Origin of the sequence: Kosakonia oryzendophytica, from assembly GCF_027886705.1 — a bacterium.
Taxonomy (GTDB): domain Bacteria; phylum Pseudomonadota; class Gammaproteobacteria; order Enterobacterales; family Enterobacteriaceae; genus Kosakonia; species Kosakonia oryzendophytica.
Map to the genome: position 1 here is coordinate 77589 of NZ_CP115659.1, position 21666 is coordinate 99254.

General features: G+C 52.7%; 19 protein-coding genes. 16 read left to right on the forward strand and 3 right to left on the reverse strand.

What is annotated here, in order from left to right; all coding sequences use genetic code 11:
* Position 1: 1 nt before the first annotated feature.
* From O9K67_RS00335 to O9K67_RS00410, 16 genes are all read left to right on the forward strand, one after another.
* Positions 2 to 1075, forward strand: coding sequence for a phage tail sheath family protein (locus O9K67_RS00335; RefSeq protein WP_061492459.1), 1074 nt, complete (start codon positions 2 to 4; stop codon positions 1073 to 1075).
* A gap of 17 nt (positions 1076 to 1092) precedes the next feature.
* Positions 1093 to 2493 carry a phage tail sheath family protein gene (locus O9K67_RS00340; RefSeq protein WP_061492460.1) on the forward strand — a complete coding sequence of 467 codons (1401 nt, stop codon included), beginning with the start codon at positions 1093 to 1095 and terminating at the stop codon, positions 2491 to 2493.
* Positions 2494 to 2538: 45 nt separating this feature from the next.
* Positions 2539 to 3747 (forward strand): phage tail sheath C-terminal domain-containing protein, encoded by a 1209-nt coding sequence (locus O9K67_RS00345; RefSeq protein WP_061492461.1) that lies wholly within the window; start codon positions 2539 to 2541, stop codon positions 3745 to 3747.
* Positions 3747 to 4202, forward strand: coding sequence for a phage tail protein (locus O9K67_RS00350; protein WP_061492462.1), 456 nt, complete (start codon positions 3747 to 3749; stop codon positions 4200 to 4202). The genes O9K67_RS00345 and O9K67_RS00350 overlap by 1 nt, the downstream gene beginning before the upstream one ends.
* The gene (locus O9K67_RS00355) at positions 4199 to 4366 is read left to right on the forward strand and encodes a DUF5908 family protein (RefSeq protein WP_271044630.1); all 168 of its coding nucleotides are present in this window, start codon (positions 4199 to 4201) and stop codon (positions 4364 to 4366) included. The genes O9K67_RS00350 and O9K67_RS00355 overlap by 4 nt, the downstream gene beginning before the upstream one ends.
* Positions 4363 to 5055 (forward strand): CIS tube protein, encoded by a 693-nt coding sequence (locus O9K67_RS00360; protein ID WP_061492463.1) that lies wholly within the window; start codon positions 4363 to 4365, stop codon positions 5053 to 5055. Before O9K67_RS00355 ends, O9K67_RS00360 begins: the two co-directional genes overlap by 4 nt.
* Positions 5048 to 6667 carry a phage baseplate assembly protein V gene (locus O9K67_RS00365; protein WP_061492464.1) on the forward strand — a complete coding sequence of 540 codons (1620 nt, stop codon included), beginning with the start codon at positions 5048 to 5050 and terminating at the stop codon, positions 6665 to 6667. Before O9K67_RS00360 ends, O9K67_RS00365 begins: the two co-directional genes overlap by 8 nt.
* A 23-nt stretch (positions 6668 to 6690) precedes the next feature.
* A complete protein-coding gene (locus O9K67_RS00370; protein WP_061492465.1) occupies positions 6691 to 7113 on the forward strand; it encodes a GPW/gp25 family protein in 423 nt (140 codons plus the stop codon).
* The gene (locus O9K67_RS00375; RefSeq protein ID WP_061492466.1) at positions 7110 to 7526 is read left to right on the forward strand and encodes a hypothetical protein; all 417 of its coding nucleotides are present in this window, start codon (positions 7110 to 7112) and stop codon (positions 7524 to 7526) included. The genes O9K67_RS00370 and O9K67_RS00375 overlap by 4 nt, the downstream gene beginning before the upstream one ends.
* 75 nt (positions 7527 to 7601) lie before the next feature.
* Positions 7602 to 10235, forward strand: a complete 2634-nt coding sequence (locus O9K67_RS00380) for a hypothetical protein (RefSeq protein WP_061492467.1) — start codon at positions 7602 to 7604, stop codon at positions 10233 to 10235.
* A gap of 12 nt (positions 10236 to 10247) precedes the next feature.
* On the forward strand, positions 10248 to 13172 hold the full coding sequence (locus O9K67_RS00385) for a hypothetical protein (protein WP_061492468.1): 2925 nt from the start codon (positions 10248 to 10250) through the stop codon (positions 13170 to 13172).
* Positions 13173 to 13194: 22 nt separating this feature from the next.
* Entirely contained in the window at positions 13195 to 14343 is a 1149-nt protein-coding gene (locus tag O9K67_RS00390; RefSeq protein WP_061492469.1) for a tail fiber protein, read from the forward strand.
* A gap of 38 nt (positions 14344 to 14381) precedes the next feature.
* The gene (locus O9K67_RS00395) at positions 14382 to 16286 is read left to right on the forward strand and encodes a contractile injection system tape measure protein (RefSeq protein WP_061492470.1); all 1905 of its coding nucleotides are present in this window, start codon (positions 14382 to 14384) and stop codon (positions 16284 to 16286) included.
* Positions 16283 to 18331, forward strand: coding sequence for an ATP-binding protein (locus O9K67_RS00400; protein WP_061492471.1), 2049 nt, complete (start codon positions 16283 to 16285; stop codon positions 18329 to 18331). The genes O9K67_RS00395 and O9K67_RS00400 overlap by 4 nt, the downstream gene beginning before the upstream one ends.
* Positions 18332 to 18480: 149 nt before the next feature.
* Positions 18481 to 18717 carry a hypothetical protein gene (locus tag O9K67_RS00405; RefSeq protein ID WP_061492472.1) on the forward strand — a complete coding sequence of 79 codons (237 nt, stop codon included), beginning with the start codon at positions 18481 to 18483 and terminating at the stop codon, positions 18715 to 18717.
* A 3-nt stretch (positions 18718 to 18720) separates the two neighbouring features.
* Positions 18721 to 19092 (forward strand): LuxR C-terminal-related transcriptional regulator, encoded by a 372-nt coding sequence (locus O9K67_RS00410; RefSeq protein ID WP_061492473.1) that lies wholly within the window; start codon positions 18721 to 18723, stop codon positions 19090 to 19092.
* Between the two features lie 103 nt (positions 19093 to 19195).
* Here O9K67_RS00410 and O9K67_RS00415 read toward each other — a convergent pair whose 3' ends face one another.
* The 3 genes from O9K67_RS00415 to O9K67_RS00425 form a co-directional block, all read right to left on the reverse strand.
* Positions 19196 to 19477 (reverse strand): hypothetical protein, encoded by a 282-nt coding sequence (locus O9K67_RS00415; RefSeq protein WP_061492474.1) that lies wholly within the window; start codon positions 19475 to 19477, stop codon positions 19196 to 19198.
* An 84-nt stretch (positions 19478 to 19561) separates the two neighbouring features.
* The gene (gene sorE, locus O9K67_RS00420; protein ID WP_061492475.1) at positions 19562 to 20779 is read right to left on the reverse strand and encodes an L-sorbose 1-phosphate reductase; all 1218 of its coding nucleotides are present in this window, start codon (positions 20777 to 20779) and stop codon (positions 19562 to 19564) included.
* Between the two features lie 54 nt (positions 20780 to 20833).
* A complete protein-coding gene (locus O9K67_RS00425; protein WP_061492476.1) occupies positions 20834 to 21658 on the reverse strand; it encodes a PTS system mannose/fructose/sorbose family transporter subunit IID in 825 nt (274 codons plus the stop codon).
* Between the last annotated feature and the right edge of the window lie 8 nt (positions 21659 to 21666).

The following is a 21666-nucleotide window of genomic DNA, read 5'->3' on the forward strand; positions in this document are numbered from 1 at the left end:
AATGGCGACCACCGCTACTTATCCTGGTGTGTATCTGGGTGAAGATACGACGGCTAACTTTGTCGTGTCGTCTTCGGCGACCGCCGTACCTGCCTTTGCATTTCGTAAAGTTGCCGGCCAGCCTCATATCGAGAATATTTATGTTTTCAATAACTGGGCGGAGTTTGTTAAAAGCCAGCAAGGGAATGACAATGAATATGCTTATGTTATTGCCATAAAATTGTGGTTTATGAACGGTGGCGGTAAATGCTATCTGTTCCAAAAAAGCTATCTGGATGACATATTAAATCAGTACGACGATATTACTTTGGTTGTCGCTGCGGGTACAGGGAACGATCTGTTTAATCAGATTACTGATTTTTCAAATCGCCGTGGTCATCAAGTCTTTATACTGCTCGATTCCGCCAACGCAAAAATTAGCGCTACGGATACTGCCAATACCATTATGGCGGATTATCCGGCGCTGGCGAATGCTGCGGTATTTTACCCGTGGGGAACTTCGCTGCGTGGTAGCAATATTCCTCCCAGTGCCATGGCTGCTGCGGCGATTGCACAAGCAGACAGCTTATTGGGTGTCTGGAAAGCACCTGCCAACCTCATTATTAACGGGGTGGCATCGCTTAAATATCCCATCAGTGATGATTTACAAGGGCGATTTAACCAAGGTAAAGCGCTGAATATGTTTCGCGAATACCCAGGTGTTGGAACTGTATTATGGGGGGCCAGAACGCTGGAGGACAGTGATAACTGGCGATATATTCCCGTGCGTCGCCTGTTTAATATGATTGAAAAGGATGTCCGGCTTTCACTTAATAAGGTGGTATTCGAAACCAATAATCATCCAACCTGGCAGCGTGTTAAAGCTGCGCTGGATAATTATCTCTATGGCTTGTGGCAGCAAGGGGCTTTGGTGGGCAATAACCCGACAGAAGCCTGGTTTGTTGAGGTGGGTAAAGGCATCACGATGACGGAGGAGGATATTTACCAGGGTCGGCTTATTATCAACCTTGGTCTGGCAGCCGTTCGTCCCGCTGAATTTATCCTACTGCAATTCTCCCAAGATATTGCTCAATAATTTACAGGAACAAAATTATGTCAATCGAAACCATTGTCCCCGGTGTTTATATTGAAGAAGACGCCACCCCGGCAATATCCGTGAGCCAGGGGGCGACGGCAGTACCGCTATTTATCGGCGCCTTTGCAGCGCTGGAAGATAAATACAAAGGTAAAATTGTCAGAATCAGCGGTTGGCTCGATTTTGTACAGATGTTTACCGCGAGCAGTGCAGGTTATTCCGCCTCAGTCGAAATTACCTCTACGGAAAAAACGGACACTTCAGGAGGAACCGGTACAGGAGATAGTGGTACAGGAGAAACTGGCGGCACCGATACCCTCGACGCTGGCGCAGCGGCCACCGCAGCGGCTGTTGAGTATGAATACGTCCCGAAAGCACCTGTTGTGACCGAAGCGACCGCTACTCTGGCGTTGCAACTCTATTTCCAGAATGGCGGTAACCCTTGTTATGTCTTTGCGCTCGAAGACACTACCGATGCCACGCTATTGGCAAGCATACCGACGCTAATAGGTGATTATGATGACATCACTCTCCTGGTAGTGCTCGATGGCACAGAGGCTTACCGCGATGCCGTTTACAAAGCGCTTGCAGGCTCGCTGGATCAGAGCAAAGGATACTTCTTAATCGCTGATGCTGACTCTGCGGCTGCGCCGGATGCGGTGAAAGGGTTTGATCATGTGGCGGTTTACTACCCGGCCCTCTCTGTAAAACCGGGGAAAATTAGTGGCAATGATGTGACCATCACGGGTTATACCGATGCCACAGGTACTGTTGTCTCTACATTGGCGGATCTTAAGAAAATCAATCCCGATCTGGCCGCTCAGGTCACGGAACTGATAGGACAGAACGTTTCCGTGTTGACGGTTCCTGCCTCCGGGGCGATGGCGGGTGTGTACTGCAAAACTGACCGTGAACGTGGGGTATGGAAAGCTCCGGCGAATGTGATCCTCAATGGTGTCTCGGATGTCAGTGTACGCGTGTCGGATGATGCGCAAGGGCCAATGAATGAGGCGGGTATTAATGTCATCCGCTATTTCAGCGATCGCGGCGTAGTCGTCTGGGGCGGCAGAACGCAACAGAACGATGATAACTGGCGTTATATCTCGGTTCGTCGGTTATTTGATACCGCAGAGCGTGACGTCAAAAAAGCCATGCGCCCGGTGGTGTTTGAACCCAATAGTCAGCCAACCTGGACCCGTGTCTGGGCCGCTATTGATACCTATCTTTATGGCCTCTGGCAAAAAGGCGGCCTGGCCGGAAACAGCCCAGAAGAAGCTTACTTTGTGCGGATTGGTAAAGGGATCACCATGACCGAAGAAGACATCAATCAGGGCAAGATGATTGTGCAGATCGGGATGGCCGCCGTGCGCCCTGCGGAATTTATTATTCTGCAGTTTACGCAAAATATGGCGCAGTAAACCTTTCGCTGACGCTCTTTTCCCTGCTCACAAGGATCTATTCCGATGGCTATGGTGCTTCCAAGGGTATCGGTCGGCGATACCCTTTTAACTGCTGAATCAACCGATGATCCGGTAACAATACCGCTGTTTATTGGCTATACCACGCAGGTGGAGGAGAGTGGTGTACCGGTGGCGCTTGCGTCGCTTGCCGAAGCCAATGCGCGCTTTGGCGAAACGGGAACACTGGCGTGGGCGCTGCGCCATTTTTTCGATAACAATGGTCGCATTTGCTATGTCTATTCACTGGGCGACACAGCGCAATGGAGCAGCGATGCCGACAGATTGGATGCGCTGGTGGCGGCATTGCAAACGCCAGAGCTGGTAGCGGCGGTGATGGATGACATCCACAGCGGGTTATTGCTGGTGCCGGAGTTGAGTGAGCTTAACGACCTGACCACTGACACGCAGGATCTCTGGTATCAGGGCTGGCAGGCGTTGCTGGAACTTGCTCAGTATGAACGTCGCTTCGCATTACTGGAGCTGCCTGAAGCACCGGATATGGCGAATACGCTGGCGCTTAACACCTTCTCCCCGGAATACTGCCGCAACGCCGCCGCCTGGTGGCCTCGCCTTGAAACCAGTTATGCAGATGAGAGGGATAGCGCCATCAGTTACCGGCGGCTCTCCCCCTTGCCTGCGGTGGCGGCAGCCATTCAGCTCAGTGCAAAAACCTATGGCGTCTGGAAAGCGCCAGCCAACATCGCCTTACTGAAAACCATTCGCCCGACATATGACACCGCATTAGCGCAAAATTTATTTACCCGAACCGGGGTGTTCGCCAACCCTATTTGCAGTTTCCCGGGGAAGGGTGTCTACCTGTGGGGATGCCGGACATTATTAAATGATGACACCTCGCCGTGGCGCTATATCCAGACTCGTTTGCTGATGAATAGCATCGAAAATCGCCTGAAAAATATCGCCCGTTCATTCGTTTTTGAACCCAATAACGCATTGACGTGGATGAAATTAAAAGGGCAGCTGTGGTCATGGCTGCGCCAGCAATGGCTGGCGGGCGCATTTTATGGCACCCAGGAAGAAGAGGCGTTCAGCATTGCCGTCGGACTGGATGAAACCATGACGGCGGACGATCTCAGCGCGGGACGAATGATTATCAACATTCAACTGGCGCTGCTGGCGCCTGCGGAATTCATTGATTTGACCATCACCCTCGATGCCCGCGCCAGCACCACGCAATTCGAGGAGAGCGCATAATGGAAAACCTGCCTGCTGTGTCTCACCGATTCCTGGTGAATTTCCTTTTTAACTACATTCCCAGCCCATTGGATATCGCGTTTCAGCGCGTTTCTGGCCTGGGTCGTGAGCTTTCTGTTACCCAGCATCGTGAAGGGGGCGAGAACGCCCAAAATATCTGGCTGGCGGAGAAGGTCGAGCATGGTTCGCTGGTCCTTGAACGCGGCGTCATGCGCTTGTCGCCGCTGACGTTGCAGTTCGATCGTGTGCTACGCCGGGAAAGCACGCTGATGGCGAATGTCGTCATCATGTTGCTGGATCACAATATGCTGTTGCCTGTCACTGTTTGGACCATCAGCAACGCCCTACCGGTAAGCTGGCGCATGGGCGATCTTGATGCCGCCAGCAACACGGTACTGATCAATACGCTTGAGCTTCGCTATCAGGATATGCGCGTGCTGGGGACCAAACTATGACCATTGAAATTAATGAACTCATTATTGAAGCCCAGGTAACCGAGAACACGTTACCCGCCGGGCAACGGCCATTAACGACCGCAGAGCGGCTCCACGAAGAGTATCTGATTGAAAAACTCAAACAGGAAATTGTGGCTTACCTGATTGAACGGGAGTTGCTATGAGCCTACTTGACCGAAGCCTGGCGAAACTGACCATTTCCGCCTGGAAAGACCGTGAAGGTAAAATTCCCGCCGGGAAAATGCAGGTCATGTATAACCCCGAAACCCTCCAGCTTGATTACCAGACGCGCTATAGCACAGAAGAGACGGTCAACCAGTCCGTACAGAGCAATCGTTATGTGGTTTCCGAACCGTCCGGGCTGGGGCTGAATCTCTTGTTTGATGCCGACATGCCAGGCAATAGCACCTCCATTGAAAGCCAGATGGCGATGCTGAAATTTCTTTGCGCGGTGGATGCTTCAACCGATACGCCCCATTTTTTACAAATCACATGGGGAAACATGCGCTGGGAAAATAAAGGCTATTTTGCCGGGCGCGCCAGTGAATTATCGATTCATTACACTTTATTTGATCGTAACGCGACCCCCTTGCGCGCTACCGCGCACCTGCAACTGGTGGCGGATTCGAGCATTGTGATTCAGAACGCTGAAAAACAACTGCTCTCACCCAGCAATATTCTGGTCAACATCACCGATCAGGCCACGCTGGCACTGTTAGCGGCAAGTGCCGCAGCCTCCCTGGCCGCCAATGTCGATTATCTTTCGCTCGCCTGGCAAAACGATATGGATAATCTCGACGATTTTGCAGTGGGTGGCGATTTGCTGGTGCAAAAGGGGGTGAGTGATGAATGACATCACCCTGAAAATCGGCGGGCAGACCAGCACGCTGGGCATTCGCTGGTTGCGGGTACTGCAACAACTTAATGAGATCCCTTCAGCCCGGCTGGAGCTGATGTTACCCACGGACAATAACAACACCAGCGACACTGCCCTTGCCGCCGAAGTCGCCCGGCTAACGCCAGGCGTGAGTGTGACGATCGCGCTGGATAATGTTGCCTTATTTTCGGGCGCGCTAACGCAGAAAAAAGTTCAGCTTCAGGGCGCGCAGCGGGTGATCAAAATAGAAGCCCGCCACGCCTTGCAAAAACTGGCCTGGCCGCCGCGTAGCGACCTCTACCGCCAGCAGGCGGACCGGGCGATCTTGACCACACTGTTTAATAAAGCCGCAGTGAAAGCCACCGTAAAAGCCGATGCGCAACTGAATGCGGTGCATGAACAGATGGTGCAATACCGTATCAGCGACTGGTCGTTTATTTGTCGACGCTTAAAAGCCACCAACTGCTGGTTATTGCCAGACGCCGCCAGCAATACTGTTACCGTTGGTGCGCTGAATATGCCTGCCTCGGCGAAACATACGTTTAAGCAGTACGATAAAAACGAAAAATATGCCTTATATGAAGTGGATATTAACTTCGATAACCGTTTTATTCTCGACAGCCTGGCTTTACAGGGCTGGGATGTGAACGAGCAGGCGCTGAATTCCCCGCAACTGGTGAAAAATGATGCGTTTGATCCCTGGCATCCCTCCGCCGCAGCGGCGTCTGCGACGAAAGGCGCGGAACACAACTACAAACTGGCCTTCAGCTACTTCCCGGAGAACGATCTGAGCAAATTATCCCGCTCCTGGGTGAACTATCACCAAATGAGCGAGGCTCAGGGCTTTGTGGTGATGACAGGTATTCGCGATATTGCGCCCGGAGACAGTATTGCCCTGGCGGATTTTGGCGCAGGGCTGGATGGCACGGTACTGGTTTCCGGTGTTGAGCAGGTGATTGAAACAGAGCACGGCTGGCGTACGAAACTGCTTATCGGCATGCCCATCAGTCAGATGGAGGCGGATATCACCGGGACATTGCATATTGGTATCGTTGCGGATTTTACCCCCGATCCGCAAAACATTGAGCGTATTCCGGTGGAGATCCCGGCGCTGAATGTCGCCGGTGAATATTTGTTCGCCAGGCTGGGTAAACCCTACGCCAGCAAAGCGAGTGGTTTTTGCTTTTACCCGGAGCCGGGAGACGAAGTGGTGTTAGGGTTTATTGAGGGGGCCTACAGTTACCCGGTCATTCTTGGGTCGATGCATAATCCGAAAAATAAATCCCCTTTCCCGCCGGATAAAAAGAACAACCAAAAAGCCGTGGTAGTGAACAAACAAGATATTACCCAACAGCTGCTTATTGATTTGGACGCAAAAACATTAACGTTGTCAGCGGATAATGGCAGCAAAGTCATTGTTGATGCCAATAATCAGATGCAAATTCATGGCAGTGAAATAACGGTCGACGTCGATAAGCAAGTGCAAATTAATGCCAGCGATGTGACCTGGCAGGCGAATAATAAGTTCTCCATTAATGGTAAAGGGCAAGTCGAAATTGTGAGCCCGAGCATTAATATGAAAAATTAACCCGCTCAGCGTGCGGAGGAACTATGAGTAGCGATAAATACGCCGCCTCTTTAGGACGTAGTTGGGCTTTTCCGCCGCAATTCAGCGTCGCTGAGGGGGTAAAAATGGCGGAAGGCGTCGATTCGGTATTACAAAGCCTGCTGGTGTTATTTATGACTGAACCCGGCGAGCGCATTATGCGTGAAACCTACGGCGGTGGGCTTAATGAGTTTTTGTTTGAGAATATTACCGATGAACTGTTAGCCAGTATCCGAAACCATATTGAAGATGCCGTGCTGGTGAATGAGCAACGCACGGAAGTCAAAGAGATCCTGATAAAACAAGCGACCAATGATGTCAGCCGGTTGCTGGTGCAAATTACGCTGAAATTGCTTGGCAGCGATATTACGGAAACGCTGTCTGGCACGCTGGCGGTCAATGAAGGTTATGCGTTGAGGTTGCTATGAGTAATTTTGTGATTGTTGATAATGACATGCTGCAATTCGGCGTGACCTTTGGCATGTATACGGTGACGCCAATCGAACCCTGCATGATAAAAGCCTCAGGAATCGCACAAATCATGAATAAAAAAGTGTGCGTCTCAGGCGACGAAAAAAAAGTGTCGATTAAAGCTACCTATATGAGTGCGGCCTATCCCACGCCCGGCACAGGGAGCATCACCATTTCCAGTCTGGCGGCGGATCAACTGGCGAACTTTGCCAAATCGACGATGCCGTTGATCGTTACCGGGAGCCAGTTTTCCGCCCTTTTTACTCCGCAGTCGCCAGCCAGTAATCCCCAGGGACCGGAGGCCGGACCATCGCCGCAAACAGGTACCGGAAAATTCATCAATTCTCAAATGTTTGTAACAACGGGATAAATCCACGCTTTTTATTGAACGTCACTCGCAATTGGACCCTCCCGTTTTTTTATCAACTGCCGAGCGGATAATGCCATGCCTGACTTAGATGAACTTAAAGCGAAACTGGCCGACGTCGTTGTGGAAAATAACTTCCCGCTGGAAGAGAGAACGCCTGCGCAAATTCTGGATTTTTTGCAGCGATACACGGAATCCATTCCCTTCGCCAGCGATGAAAACTCGCTTTGGGGCGATTTCTGGTTTAACGGCATAACGCCGCAACAGCTCAGTGATATTTATACAGGCGTGACGCCAGCAGATAGAAATTTACCGGTACAGCACACTTTTTTATTGTTATTGCTGGGTTTGCTGGAAACGCCAAAACTCTTACTGAATACGGTACCTGACCGCCATCGCACACTTTATTACCAGGACCTGTTAGGGTTTGATCATGGTGCGATAAAACCCGATACGGTGGCGGTGAGCTTTAATCTTAAAAGCAACAGCAAATCCTGGCTGCTGCCTGCGGGTACGTTATTGGATGCCGGGCAGGATGCCGCCGGGAATACCCTTACCTACCAGACTGACAGCGATATACTGCTAAACCACCAACAGCTGGTTAAATTGTGCTGGACGAAGCAGGATGCCAGCGGTAATTGGCTGCTGATGACCGCGCTGGATACTGACAACAACATCGAATTACCGGAAGGCGGTATTCGACTGTTCAGCACCACCCAACATGTCGAGGGTTTGCAGCGTGAGCTGGTGCTCGATTCGACCCTGGTCGGTCTCAACGGTGACATCAGTGTTAACGTTCTGTCGGGCAGCGACGTCACCCGCAGCAGCAGCGAAATCACGCCGACAATCTCCCTGCTCGGGCAAAAACAGACGCCGCTCGTTTTTCGCGCCACACGCGCCAGCGACAGCGAAGTGCTTTATCGCTTGCCTTCCAGTCTGTTGATTAAAGACTGGCATCAGGATGCCTCCGCCAGGGAGGGCGCCTCGCTGGTGTTGCAGTATCCGGCCGGGAAACTTGCTGCTTTGCCCACGTCATATCAGGTGACGATCAGTCAGGTGCAGGATATCGGTTACCTTCCCCAGAGCGGGCACGGCTTTCTCGACAGCGTGAGTTACCCGTTTGGCAGCCAGCCGTTACTGGGCGATGGCTTTGAACTCGCTTTGCCATCTGCGTTAATTGAAAGCGGTGGCACGCTGACCATTTCCCCCCAATGGCAGAACCTGCCCACAGAAAATTTCGCCCTCTGGTATTTCCGTTACACCACCCCTCCGGCGGACAACACCGTGTTTAAGGCGAGTCTTTATCTGGTCATGCCGTCCGGTGACCGCTCTTTGCTTGCGGAGCAGGCGTTGTTTACTGGCGAGGGAGCGCCGCAAATGCGACCGCTAACCGTTACGCTCCCCGCCGATCTGGATGCATCGGCAGGCGGTTACAGCATTCGGGTTGAGTTAAGTGGCTCCGATTTTCATCATCAGGAGTGGGCCAGCGACCCCACAGGGAAAAACGCGCCCTGGACGCCGCAGGTGAGTCGTATCGACACCCAATTCACCCAAACGGTTACCCTTGAGCAGATCCTTGGTCGCACTGCGTTGCTCCGTGCTGGCGAGGTCACCGAACAGGCCATTTATATCGGTATGAGTGGTGTGGTTGCCGGAGACAGTGTCTCGATCTACTGGGCTATGCAGTCGCTTTCCGCGCTGACGTTGAGCTGGTATTGCTACACCAGCGAGCGGGCATGGCAGGCGCTGGATGCCACGTTGAACGACGCGACGCAGGGCTTATTATTCAGCGGGCTGTGGCAGGCAATCCTGCCCGGCAACGTTGCGGTGGGCGGTGACGGATTATCCGACGAATATTACTGGTTAAAAGGCGTCGTCACCAGTGTAAGCAGCGATACCGTGCCGAAAGTGCGTAACCTGTTTACCAATGCGATGACCGCCACGCTGAATCTGAGCGGTGAGGTGGATAGCAGCCACTTTTCGCAGCCTTTGCCCGCGGGCACCATTTCTCAGTTGGCGTCGCCAGTTGTGCCAATCAGTTCTGTCAATCAGTTACTCCCTTCGGAAGGCGGCAAGGCGCGGGAAACCACGGTCGAACTTTTTGAACGCACAGCGCTGCGCATCGCCACCCGCCACCGCGCTATTACCTGGCAGGATATGCGCCATATGCTGCTGGAGCAGTACCCCCAGGTCTACGACATCCATTTTCTGGATGTGAGCAAGCTGTTGACCATTCCCGCGTTGACAGTGCAGGAACTGGTCATTATTCCCGGCAGTCGCGTCAGTGATAATGACGATATGCTGCGCCCGGCATTAAGCCAGGGGCGGCTGGACGAGATGGCTGCATGGCTTAGACCGTTTACCTGCCCGTGGGCAAACCCCAAATTAACCAACCCGAATTATGTCGATATTACTGCTCGCTACCAGGTGACTTTCCTGGATGGCGTGAACCCCACCTATGGCTACCAGCAGTTATCCGACTGGTTGCAACAACGCTATATGCCTTGGGGGACCGACCTGCAACAGGCGGTGGCGCTGGGTAACCAGATCGATTACTACCAGCTGTTAGCCACCATTCAACAGCACCCGCTGGTGCAAAACGTCCTGTTGCTGGAACTGGTCGATGCTGAAGGGAATACCCTGGAGGAGACCATCGTGGCGCAGGAAAACGAGGTCTTAATCTTAACGCCGCAAGCAAAATCTGATGCCTAAAGGGAGCCGCTTATGTCTAAAGAAAATGCTCTGTTCCCGGTCGTCAAAGCGGATATTGATTTCGCTACACTGTGGCAACAGGCAACGGAAAGCCTCAACACCCTGTGTGGCGATATCTGGACCGATACCACCGACCACGATCCCGGCGTGACCCTGTTGCAGGCCACCACCTGGAATGATTCTGACCTCGGGTACCGCTTGTCGTTATCGCTTAACGATCTGCTCACTGCTGCGGGAAAAACCACCCTCTTTCCGCCAGAATTTGGGCCACAGGGCGTACTGTGCTGCAACACGGTGACGGCTGAAGATTACCGCCGCGCTATCCTTGATATCCACAGCTGTGACATTGGTCTGGACGGTGACGAGCAGGGGTTTATTTTTGACGATTGCGCGCTGGTAAAAGAACCTGAGGACAGCAGCAATACCTTTCACTGGTGGTATGACAAAGTTAACCGTAAGTACACCTTTACTAAACCAACCGATGCGGTAGACGACGAGTGGCAGGAATTAACCCTTCGCGGCAATAACTGGCTCTACCTAGTGCCTTCCCGCTATACGCAGGCGCTCTCCAGTGACGATAATGCAACGGTACAAACGTATCTGGCGGATTTTCTCGCCAGCCATCGTAACCTGGGGGAATTTTTTGCACGGGTTATCTGGCTTCAGCCGGTGGATTTTAACCTCAATCTGGAAATCAGCCTCAGCAGCGATGTGGAGAGTGTGGCCGCGGTGGTGGCACACATCTTTGAGGCTACCAGCGCGCAACTGTTTTCTTTCGTGGAACGTTTTACGACCGTGCAGATGCGTGACAAAGGCTATACGGATGAAGAGATTTTTGAGGGGCCTTTTCTCAAACATGGCTGGCAGATTGCGCAACCGACGCCACTGTCTGCAAATGGAATGACCGTCAGTCTGGGTTCGCTGGCCAACCGCCTGTTGACCATTCAGGGGGTGGAGAGTGTGAATGCGGTCTCGCTGACATCGCTTCCGCCACAGATACACGGCGTTACGTCGGATAAATGGTCATGGCAAATCGATGCGGGTTACTACCCCAGACTTTGGGGAGCCGACCCGTTTACCCTGCTGGCGGGCGCAGACAGCCCATTGACGCTGGTGATAAAAGGCGGGATTTATGAAAAACCGGATGCGGCGGCAATCCGTCAATATCTCAGCACCCCGACAGTGATCACTACCCCGCCGGTAGTGCTTCCTGCGGGCACACTGCGCGATTTCAACGCTTATGTTCCGGTGGGCAACCGCCTGCCAGGCTGCTACCAGTTGAAGCAACCGTTGCAACAGGTGGCGCAAAACATCCGCGAGTTACACCAGTTCCTGCTGCCGATCGATCAACTGCTGGCCAATATGTGCGCTGAAATAGCATCGATACCGCAACTGCTGGCGTTTGACGATCGCGCCGATGCCATCCGGGGCACCCGCTGGCCTTATGACGATGGCACGGTGAATGATGATGTGCACAGTACTTATGCGAACACCCTACAGGAGCTTTTCCAACAAGATGCGGCTATTTTCCAGGCGGATAAAGTGACGCCCCATCCGCTGAACTTTTCTCGCGAACTGGCATTTTTACAGTATTTGTTAGGTTACTTTGGCGCATCGCGAGCCGCGCGCCCGCTAACCCTTGATTTGGCCGATTTTCTGCTGACCCAGCGCGCCTATCTCGCCCAACAACCGCAACTGGGCTACGACCGCATCAACATCCAGATTAATAAAGTCTCGGCGCTGCAAAAACGGATTACCGCCATCATCGGGCTGAACAGTGAGTGTTTTAAGGACAACCCCGATCTGAGTAATTTGCCGTTTTACCTGATTGAGCATCGCCAGTTATTGCCGCTGGTGCCCGCTAGCGGTTACTCCACTGACCAGACGCCGCAAAGCTTCACCATCAGTGGCACGCTGGTGAGCATTACCCAGTCGGGCATTGCCGGGAAAATCGAAGTCGGTCAGTTAGTCGATATTATTGCCATCGAAGGCGACAGCCGCCTGGTGGTAGGCCAGCAAATGGTAACCAGTGTCAACGGCGATACTTTTACCGTCAATGCAACGAATAGTCAGCAACTGGTTAACGATCTGAGCCGTTTACAAACGGCCTGGTCAGGAGGAAATCTGCGCTGGCAGAGCAGTAATCTCTGGCTACAGGATATGGACTTCACCCTGAACTATGCCGATGCGGCGCTGCAGCCTGCGGACAGTTCACAAAAATTACTCAGCAGCAGCGACCAAAGCCCGTTCCCGGCGATGGTTTCGGCCGGGGATCACATTGTCATCCACGCAGCCTCATTATCCACCACCATGGCGGGGGCTACCATCGAGGCTACGGCATCAAGTTCGCCCATTGAACCTGCCGATGCGGATGACTGGCTGATCAATGCCACCATCCTTGAGGTAAACCCGCTGGCGGGTACCCTGCTGGTGGAGAAAGCCGCCGACAGCCAGTATGACTTCCCGGCGGAGGCCGATGCCTGGCGCTATGTGTGGAACTTTAGCGAGTCGGCTTACGCTACCACCGATCGCTTTTCATTTGTAATAAGCCTGGTGCTGAACCGCACGATCATCGCCAGCCAGAATATTGTGCCGGATAAGCTGATCACCTGGATGCTGCAGGTAGTAATGGAGCAGTTTCCGGCACATGTGTCGTTAATCAACCACTGGCTGAGCGACTCCGCGTTTAAAAACTTCGCCCAGACTTATGCCCGCTGGCAGAACAACGGTAACCCGTTGGGGGACGATGCCTGGAGCATCCTGCAAATGCTGACCTTAGGCCATCTGCCGGTGACCGAACTGGGTATTGGCTTAATGCGTATCGCCACCGACGCACAGCAGACCGCCGTTATCGGAGCCGATGGTAGCCAATGGAATACCAGCGTTATTGTGCAGGAACAGTTGTTCTATGTTCCGCAAGAGTTGCCCACCGCTTAATCACTGAGTACTGGAGACGATTATGGCTGATACCAAAAAATTACAGTCGCCCGATGCCCTGAAGGCGCGTTTTAAAGCGGGCAGCATTCCGCTGCAAAGTGATTTTGCCGATCTGATTGATCTGGCAAACGCGGGTGCCGTTGCCGCTGGCCAGGCAGCTGGTCAAGTCAATAATGCTGGCGTAGGGATGAGATATGGCTCGACCGGGAAACTGGAGCTGAATGTTAAGAGTTCGTTTAATTTCAATAGCGATAACGATATGAGTTACGCCATGCAATTATCAGTTGACTCTTCAAATAATAAACCGGTTGTCGATTTGGCTTACGGGTTGACTGGAACATCTGATGGTTTAAGCGTAAAAGCCTCCACTGGGATTGTTGTTGACAACAATGGTGTCAGCGTGGATGCAGGCATTATCGCTAATGCAACCGCAGGGGCTAAAGCGGTAGGACAGTTTACTGGACAGGATGGTAAGCCTGGCTTGGGAATGCGCATTACCTCGGCAGGCAAGTTGGAGCCTGATTTGGATCCGTTCGATTTTTCGTCCGTGAGCGATGGGCAGGGCGTTTCCCCGATCAGAATAGATACCTCAACCAATAAAATGGTGGTGGATATCAACCAAGGATTATCAGCAAGTACAAATGGGCTCAGCGTGAAACCCTCGACGGGGATTAAAGTCGATACCAATGGCGTCAGCGTCGATATGGCGTATGTGGTGCCAAAAGGAATCATTGTAATGTTTAGTGGCACTGCCGCACCAACCGGCTGGGCATTCTGCGATGGCAGTAATGGCACTCCGGATCTACGCGATCGGTTTATTAAAGGTTCGCAAACTTTTACTAAATCAACGGGTGGTACTAAACAGAATTCCTATACGCCAACCGGGACCATCACGATTGATGAGCATACTTTGACCGTTGCAGAGATGCCATCCCACTCACACCGTCTTATCCAAAAGACCTCGGGGAACTATGGTAATGGATACTTTACTCCCTATGCGGAACAAGGCCCTGCTGAAAATTTATCATATATAGGTGCATTTTGGTCTGGCTGGTTGGAGAACACCGGGGGAGGGAAAGGCCATAATCACACCGGTTCATTTAATGGTAACGTATATTATCAGAATAACGAGCCGCAATATTTTGCACTGGCTTTTATTATGAAATTATAAAGGTTAATTTTTCGCTGAAGATATTCTGGATACTCTCCATGACTAAATCTGATTTGTGTATTACTACACTGCGGGTTACGTTATTTATTGATCCCGTGTTAAAGCAGCAAAGAAAAATCGAATATCACAGTATTAATAAAGAACAGTTGAGCGCTGTTTTGCAAACGGCGAAAAATAACGTAGCGATAAACAGCGATATTATCATTGATAAAGTGGTAGTGAAGTTGGGTGTTATTCCGCGCCAGCACTTCTCTATTTATTTCTATCAACGTTTACAGGCGGCGCTGGTGCAACTGTTTACACAGTTAGCCAGCCATGCGCGTAATGCGCCGTTATCGCGGCGCGATGCGATAACCGGAAATGCTCCGGTACGAGACGGGCAGCTTGTGACGGAGGCTATCGCCTGCCTGCAAAGTGGGGGAGCAAAAACGGCGTTCTGGCATTCGCCTTCCCGGACGGATGCCCCCCGTTTTCCACAACGCACATTATCTGCCGATGTGCGTTATGGCAGGCATTCCCGTTACCGGGCAACGCCTGCAGAGGCGCTTTATTACGCGTTCGCAAGGGACGCTAACGACTATTTTGCTGCAAGTGTGGGGTCTCCGTCTTACACGGCAATAACATCTGCTCACCCGAAAGCAACTTCCCTGGACGAGTGGCGGGATAACAGCCCTACCGCACCAACGCGTCTGACGCCGTTGCGGCTGGCGCATCAGGCGTTGAGCTATTTACTCACGGTTGCCGAAGGCCGCCACTGGCTAAGCCAGCACAGCATGACCCATGCGCAGCGTGATGCCTGGGCCGCAGCGTTGGTGCAGCAGGAAATCCCGCACGCGCAGTTCCTGCAACTGATTGAGTTACTTGAACCCATACCCATCGTGCAGGCGCGGGCCATTGCCGGGCGCTGGGTGATACCGTTATGGCGTGATGCCGGGGTGGCAAGAACGGTACATCTGCACGCCGGGAAAGCAGTGCAACAGCAAATTGATGATTATCTGGCTTCTTTACTGCCAGAAACCCTTGCCGCTGTGCGTTCCCATTGGGCAGAGAGGGCCACCAGTTCAGACGGTAATCACTCAGCATACGGACAGGTACGGCAAAGCAGAGAAGCCTTAACCGCTCAGCAGAGACAATCGGGCGCAGATATTTTCACAGCCCATCAGACACGACCGGACGGAGAAACATTCGCCGCTCAACAGAGACAACCGGGTGCAGAGGCTTTCACAACCCGCCAGGCGCAACAGAACGGAGAAACGTTAACCGGCAGGCAGGCGCAACAGCGCACAGACACATTTATCGCCCGGAAAACGCCGCAAAGCAGAGACGCATTCGCTCTCCGGCAATCGCAGCAAAGCCGTAACACTACACCCGCCCGGCGGCGGCTTGCCCATCGCGCGGGTGATGAATTCCCGGAAGTGGGGCTGCCGGTCAGCAATGCCGGGGTGGTGTTACTCTGGCCGCTATTACCGCAGTGGTTTACCGCGCTGGGGCTGGTGGCGGAGAAGCAGTTTATCAGCGACGATGCACGCTGGCAGGCGGTTGCCGCCATTGACTGGCTGGTGTGGGAAGCGGAACAGCCGCAGGCGCAGCGTGTGGTAGTCAATCAGTTTTTGTGCGGTCTGCCGCTGGAGGAGCCACCTGCCATGCCGGAGCCGTTGAGTGCACAGCAGCAGCAAATCACCTCTGAGTGGGCAGCCAGCGTCTTTTCGCAGATCGCTGCCTTTGAAAAAATGGGGCTGACCGATATCCGCCAGCTCTTTTTGCAGCGACCGGGCGAACTCTTTTCCGACGTGACCCCGGCGGTGCTGCATATCCAGCCGGAAGTGTTCGATATTCTGCTGACGAAATGGTCGTGGCCATTGAACCTGGCTTTTTTCCCCTGGTTCGACGCGCCACTGTTGCTTGAATGGTTACCCGGCGACCCCGGAGGAATGCTGCCATGAGTCTACCGCTGCGCACGTTTGCGGAACCGGATGAAAATGAAGATGCCGCCATCTTGCAGGCGCAGCTTCAACGGCTGGGAAAAGCCGCATCGGCATGGGCGCAGCGCGAAGAAACCGCCCATTTTCACTTTTCAGACCCGCTTCCCGTGGCGTTCAATGCTGATGCGTCATGGCAAAACGACGAGGTGGAGCTTCCCGCTGGCAGTCGGCTTGAACGGCTGGTAAGCCGTTTTCAGCTTAGCGCCCTCGAACGGGATATTTTATTACTGACGCTACTGCCGGAATATGACATCCACTACGGTCAGCTCTTCGCCAGCATTCATCCAACAAACCGGAGCACACGCCCCTCGGTCGCCATCATCATGGGGATTTTATGTCGTGACGGAACAGCACAGGCAACGGTGCAGGCCTGCCTGTTGCCGGGTGGACGTTTGCTGCGGACGGGGCTGTTAACGCTCCAGCACAAAGAGAATGACAGCTTATCTGCGGCCGTGCCGGGGGTGGATAGCGCGCTTTACGGGTGGCTGCTCGGCTACGATACGCTTCCCTCTGAACTGGCACTCTACGCGCACTGGCTGCCGGTTTCCGTACAACCGGAGATCATGCCGCAGTTAGCCGAACAACTGGTGCAGTGCTGCATTGAAAGCGAACACGCGCCGGTGGCGACCATTTTGCGGGGCTGCCGCCTACAGGAACAACTGGCGGTTGTCGGCAGAGCGATGGAGAAGCGAAGCCGTTCGGTGCTTTGCCTCGATCTGGCGCATCTGACTGGCGCTCTGACCGTCGCAGCGGTGCAGAAAATGTTGCAACTGGCGATACGGGAGACGCGGCTCTACCAGGGATGTCTGGCGATATGTGCGCCAGAGAACATCGTTGAGCACTTTTCGGTGCTATGGGACTGGCTGGCGCATCAACTGCACTGTCTGGCCGGGCCGGTGGTGTTACTGACGCACGCTTCCGTGACGCTTCCCCGGCTGGTGGGGTTTAGCCAGGTGGTGATTGCTATGCCAGCGATTACGGCGGATGACACGTTCGGATTGTGGGAGCGCCAGTTGTCCGGTGTGCGTGTTGAACCGGCGCTGGATATCGCTGTGCTGCTTAATCGGTTTAACCCGGACAGCCAGTCAATCCCGCAGCTTATCCGGGAAGCGATACTGTACCAGCGGCTGCGCACAGAAGAAGATGACGTTGACGCAGTGATAGAGACAGACGATTTACGCCATGCATTTCAATTACATACTCAACAGTCCTACGGCAAGCTGGCGCAGCGTTATACGCCGGTACGAACATTTGATGATGTGGTGATCGATGAGGCCACGCAGCAGCATCTTCAGGAGGTACTGGCGGCTGTCCGCCAGCGCGATAACGTGCTGAAACAAGGATTTGCCCGGAAAGTGGCATACGGTACCGGGATCAGTACATTATTCTTTGGCGATTCGGGAACCGGCAAAACCATGGTGGCGGAAGTGCTGGCCGGTGCACTTGGCGTTGATTTAATTAAGATTGATCTCTCGGCGGTGGTGAATAAGTACATTGGCGAAACGGAGAAGAACCTCGCCCGTATCTTTGACATCGCAGAACAGGACGCAGGCGTGCTCTTTTTTGATGAGGCGGATGCGTTGTTTGGTAAGCGCAGTGAAGTGACAGATGCGAAAGATCGCAATGCCAATATTGAAGTTGCCTATCTATTGCAACGGCTGGAAGGTTACCCTGGGTTGGTTATTCTGGCGACCAACAATCGTAATCATCTGGACGCTGCGTTTACCCGCCGCCTGACCTTTATTTTACGTTTTCCGTTCCCGGATGCGGCATTGCGGGAACGTATGTGGCGGGTCATTTGGCCTGCCAATGTCTCTCTTGCGAAGGAGATTAATTTTCGCCTGCTGGCGCAGCGTGCAGAAATGACGGGCGCGAATATTCGCAATGCGGCATTACTCGCCAGCTGGCTGGCGGCAGAAGAGGGGGATAATCAGGTTCAACTCCACCATCTTGAGCGCGCGATAAAACGTGAGCTGGCGAAGGTTGGCCGGGTATTACGTTTTTAATCTACCGGTAAATAAGTGCGGATAAACCAGGTGGTTTTCTACTTTTTTGTGATTGCTATTTTCGTTCTGGAAACAGTAAGCAACAGCGTGGTCTTAGCCAGTTAAGGGCTTGCTCATATTTGTAAAATAATATTGTCTGGAGGTTAGATATGTATATCATCTCTCAGGATAGCTATTTTGTAAGCGGAATGGATAAATTACTTAAAAACATTAACCCATCAACAGCACATACCCTTATTGTTTTCGATCGTGGCGATGGAAAAATAGTATTTTTCAGTATGCATTCATTACTTCTTATCCTTGCGGAACAGAAAAATTTCCATACCTTTATCTGTACAAAATTTATCAAGCTGGATAAGTGTTCCCCTATGAGCTTTATGGATTAAGAAGTGCGTAAAATAATAGCTTTCCTTAAGAGTAAAGAGCAGGAGGAGCGTATTCGCAAAGTGCATCTGAGCGTGGTGGAGTACAATATCATGACGATGATTCTGGATGGCCGTCCGAATAGCTATATTATGGAGGCGCTTAATCTTGATCGTAAAGTCGTGAGTAATTATAAGAACGCCATTCTGCGCAAGCTAAGTTTAAAAAGCATGGCGGAACTTATTCATATTTATCAAAACTGGAATGCCTGTTTTTGCAGTACCGATGGCATCGTCATGCCCGATATCACGTTAGTGCCGCATGAAGAGACGAACGAGTTGAAAATGATCAGATATGGCGCGATAAACCAGGGCGGTGTGTGCCAGCCGGTGGCGTAAACAGAATGACTTGCAGAGCATTGACGATGCTGTTCTGATTTTATTCCCTGTTATTTCTGTGAAAGGGAGCAAGTACTCCCTTTCACACAGAGAAGACGTCGTGTCAGAAATCGTAGGCATTAATGACTTTCATTGATGCTGCGTCATTCTTGTACTTCTCCCGTAATGTTTTGAGCTGCCCGGCGGCTTTGCCGCAGGTGGCTTCCAGTTTGGCGTCCAGCTCTTTTTGTCGTTGCTCATCAAGATCGGCGTCTTGCTCTCCGGCAAAATGCTCGCACTGTTCGGCAAGGTCGCGAAAAGTCTGGACATCTTTCGGCAGGGTTTCTGCGGCATAGCTGGTGTTAATAAGAAATGCTGTGGTGAAAATCAAAAAAGCGCGCTTCATGTGTGGTTGTCTGTCAGTCTTTAAAAACCTGTAAGGTAGACTTACAGGTTCGGTTTGTACAGACAGACTTTGTGTTATGCGTGCTTATGTCGTGGGTGTCGATAATAAATAGTGCTCGGCTTCGCCGGACCAGAGTCCCTGATGGCGTTGCAGAATCTGCTGAAGCTGCGGGTCGCCGAACCCGGTTAGTGCGGTCAACGGCATTTTTTTCCCGGTATAAACCAGCTTTTTACCCCCTCCCACCTCCGGCAGCCTTAGCGTGGTTTCCGCTGCGGCATCCAGCCCCAGAATATGCGTCACCACTTTTGCTGGCTGGACTCGCTTCTCTTCGATCAGTTTGACCGCCGCGCGCATGTCGTCGGTGTTGCCGCCGGACGTACCGACATAGTGCGTGAAAGCGTAGTGTACATCGTAAAAGTTAACGGCCGCACTGAACTGCTTATCCTGCGGACCGGCAAAAAAGTTCATGCAACCATCGGGCGCAAGCAGTGCGGAAGCCATTGTCACCAGTTGGTCGTCGGCGACAAAAACAAAGATATCGTCAAAGCCATGCCCCTCGCTCAGCGCCATTAAGGCGTCCTGGCTGGCATTCTGTACATGAAGATAGTAAGTCTGCGTTTGCCCTTCAGAAGGGTAATGCTGGCGGGCATATTGCAATTTGTCTTCATTGATGTCGGTGACCACCAGTAATGACGGATTCACCGGACCATGCAGAGCGTAATCAATAGCCAGTAACCCCATTGGCCCGGTGCCACCAAGAATTAACGTGCGCCCCTGCGGGCGGATGCCCATCTGATGACGGTACGTTCCCTCCTGGAGATGATAGTTGGCGTTAAACGCGCCAATGACACAGGAGAGCGGCTCAACCAGTGACCCCTCAAAGTACGTTTCCCCGTCATAGCTCAGCAGGCAGTCCTGTTCCATAACTTCATTAGGGATCAGCACATGCGTTGCGCCGCCGCCCACCCAGGGAAAGGAGTAACCGGGGCAGTCCGGGCGATCCGGCAGTTGCAGATTCGCCTGGATGACATAGCGCTGGCCGGGCTGAAACTTGTGCTGCCACTTTTTTCCGACAGCAATGATATCGCCGCAAAATTCATGACCGATGATGATCGGGTTCATCGCCACGTCATTGGGCACCTTCTTATGATCTTCCCCCTGATTCGCCTCCTTCCAGGAGGAGAGGCACAGGCTGTCTGTGACAACCGTTGCCAGAATTTCATCATCCTGCATCTCCGGGAGTTCAAAGGTTTCCAGGCGCAGATCGCGTTTTCCATACAGTCGTAAAGCGGTGGTTTGCATACTCAATACCTCACAGGTTGACAGTTGCCCCGCCCGTGCTGACGGGGCGAGGGATCAGGAGAGGAAGCCCAGTTCACTACCGATAATGCCCAGGCCAAAAAGGGCGAAGATCAGCCATACCGGGTTCACTTTTTTATTCAGCAGATGCACCATCAGTAGCGTTAGCCCCAGTGCCAGCAAGCCAGGGCAAAGCTGATCAAGAATGTCCTGCACCGTCATGGTTACCGTGCCGCCATCGGCCCCAGGGGTTTGAGAGACCACCCAAGGCACGCTGATGTGGGTCCATTTGGTCACCAGTACCCCCATCACAAACAGGCCGAGAATCGACGCTCCCTCGGTCAGTTTTTGCAGTAGGTTGCCACCCATATCGCTGACAATGCGTACTCCCTTACGAAAACCGTAATGCAGGCCGTACCACTTCAGCGCCAGGCGTATGGCATTGAAAATAATGAAGAACAACAGCGGACCAAGAAGATTGCCCGACAGGGCCAAAGACGCGCCGAGCGCGGCGGTGATCGGTCGCAGCGTGCCCCAGACCAGCGGATCGCCGACGCCTGCCAGCGGCCCCATTAGCCCCACTTTGATGCCGTTGATGGCGCCATCATCGATTTCCGCACCGTTGGCGCGCGCTTCTTCCATCGCGGCGGTCACGCCAATCACTGGGCCACAAACCGCGGGTGTGGTGTTAAAGAACACCAGGTGCCGTTTCAGCGCCGCAACTTGATCCTCTTTTAACGGGTACAGCCGTTTGATGGCGGGGATCATGTCGTAACAAAAGCCCAGCCCGTGTATGCGTTCGAAGTTGAACGAGGCCTGTTGCAGATTGGAGCGGACAAACATGCTAAACAGGTCGGATTTGGTCAGTTTTTTCTCTGCCATGATGGGCT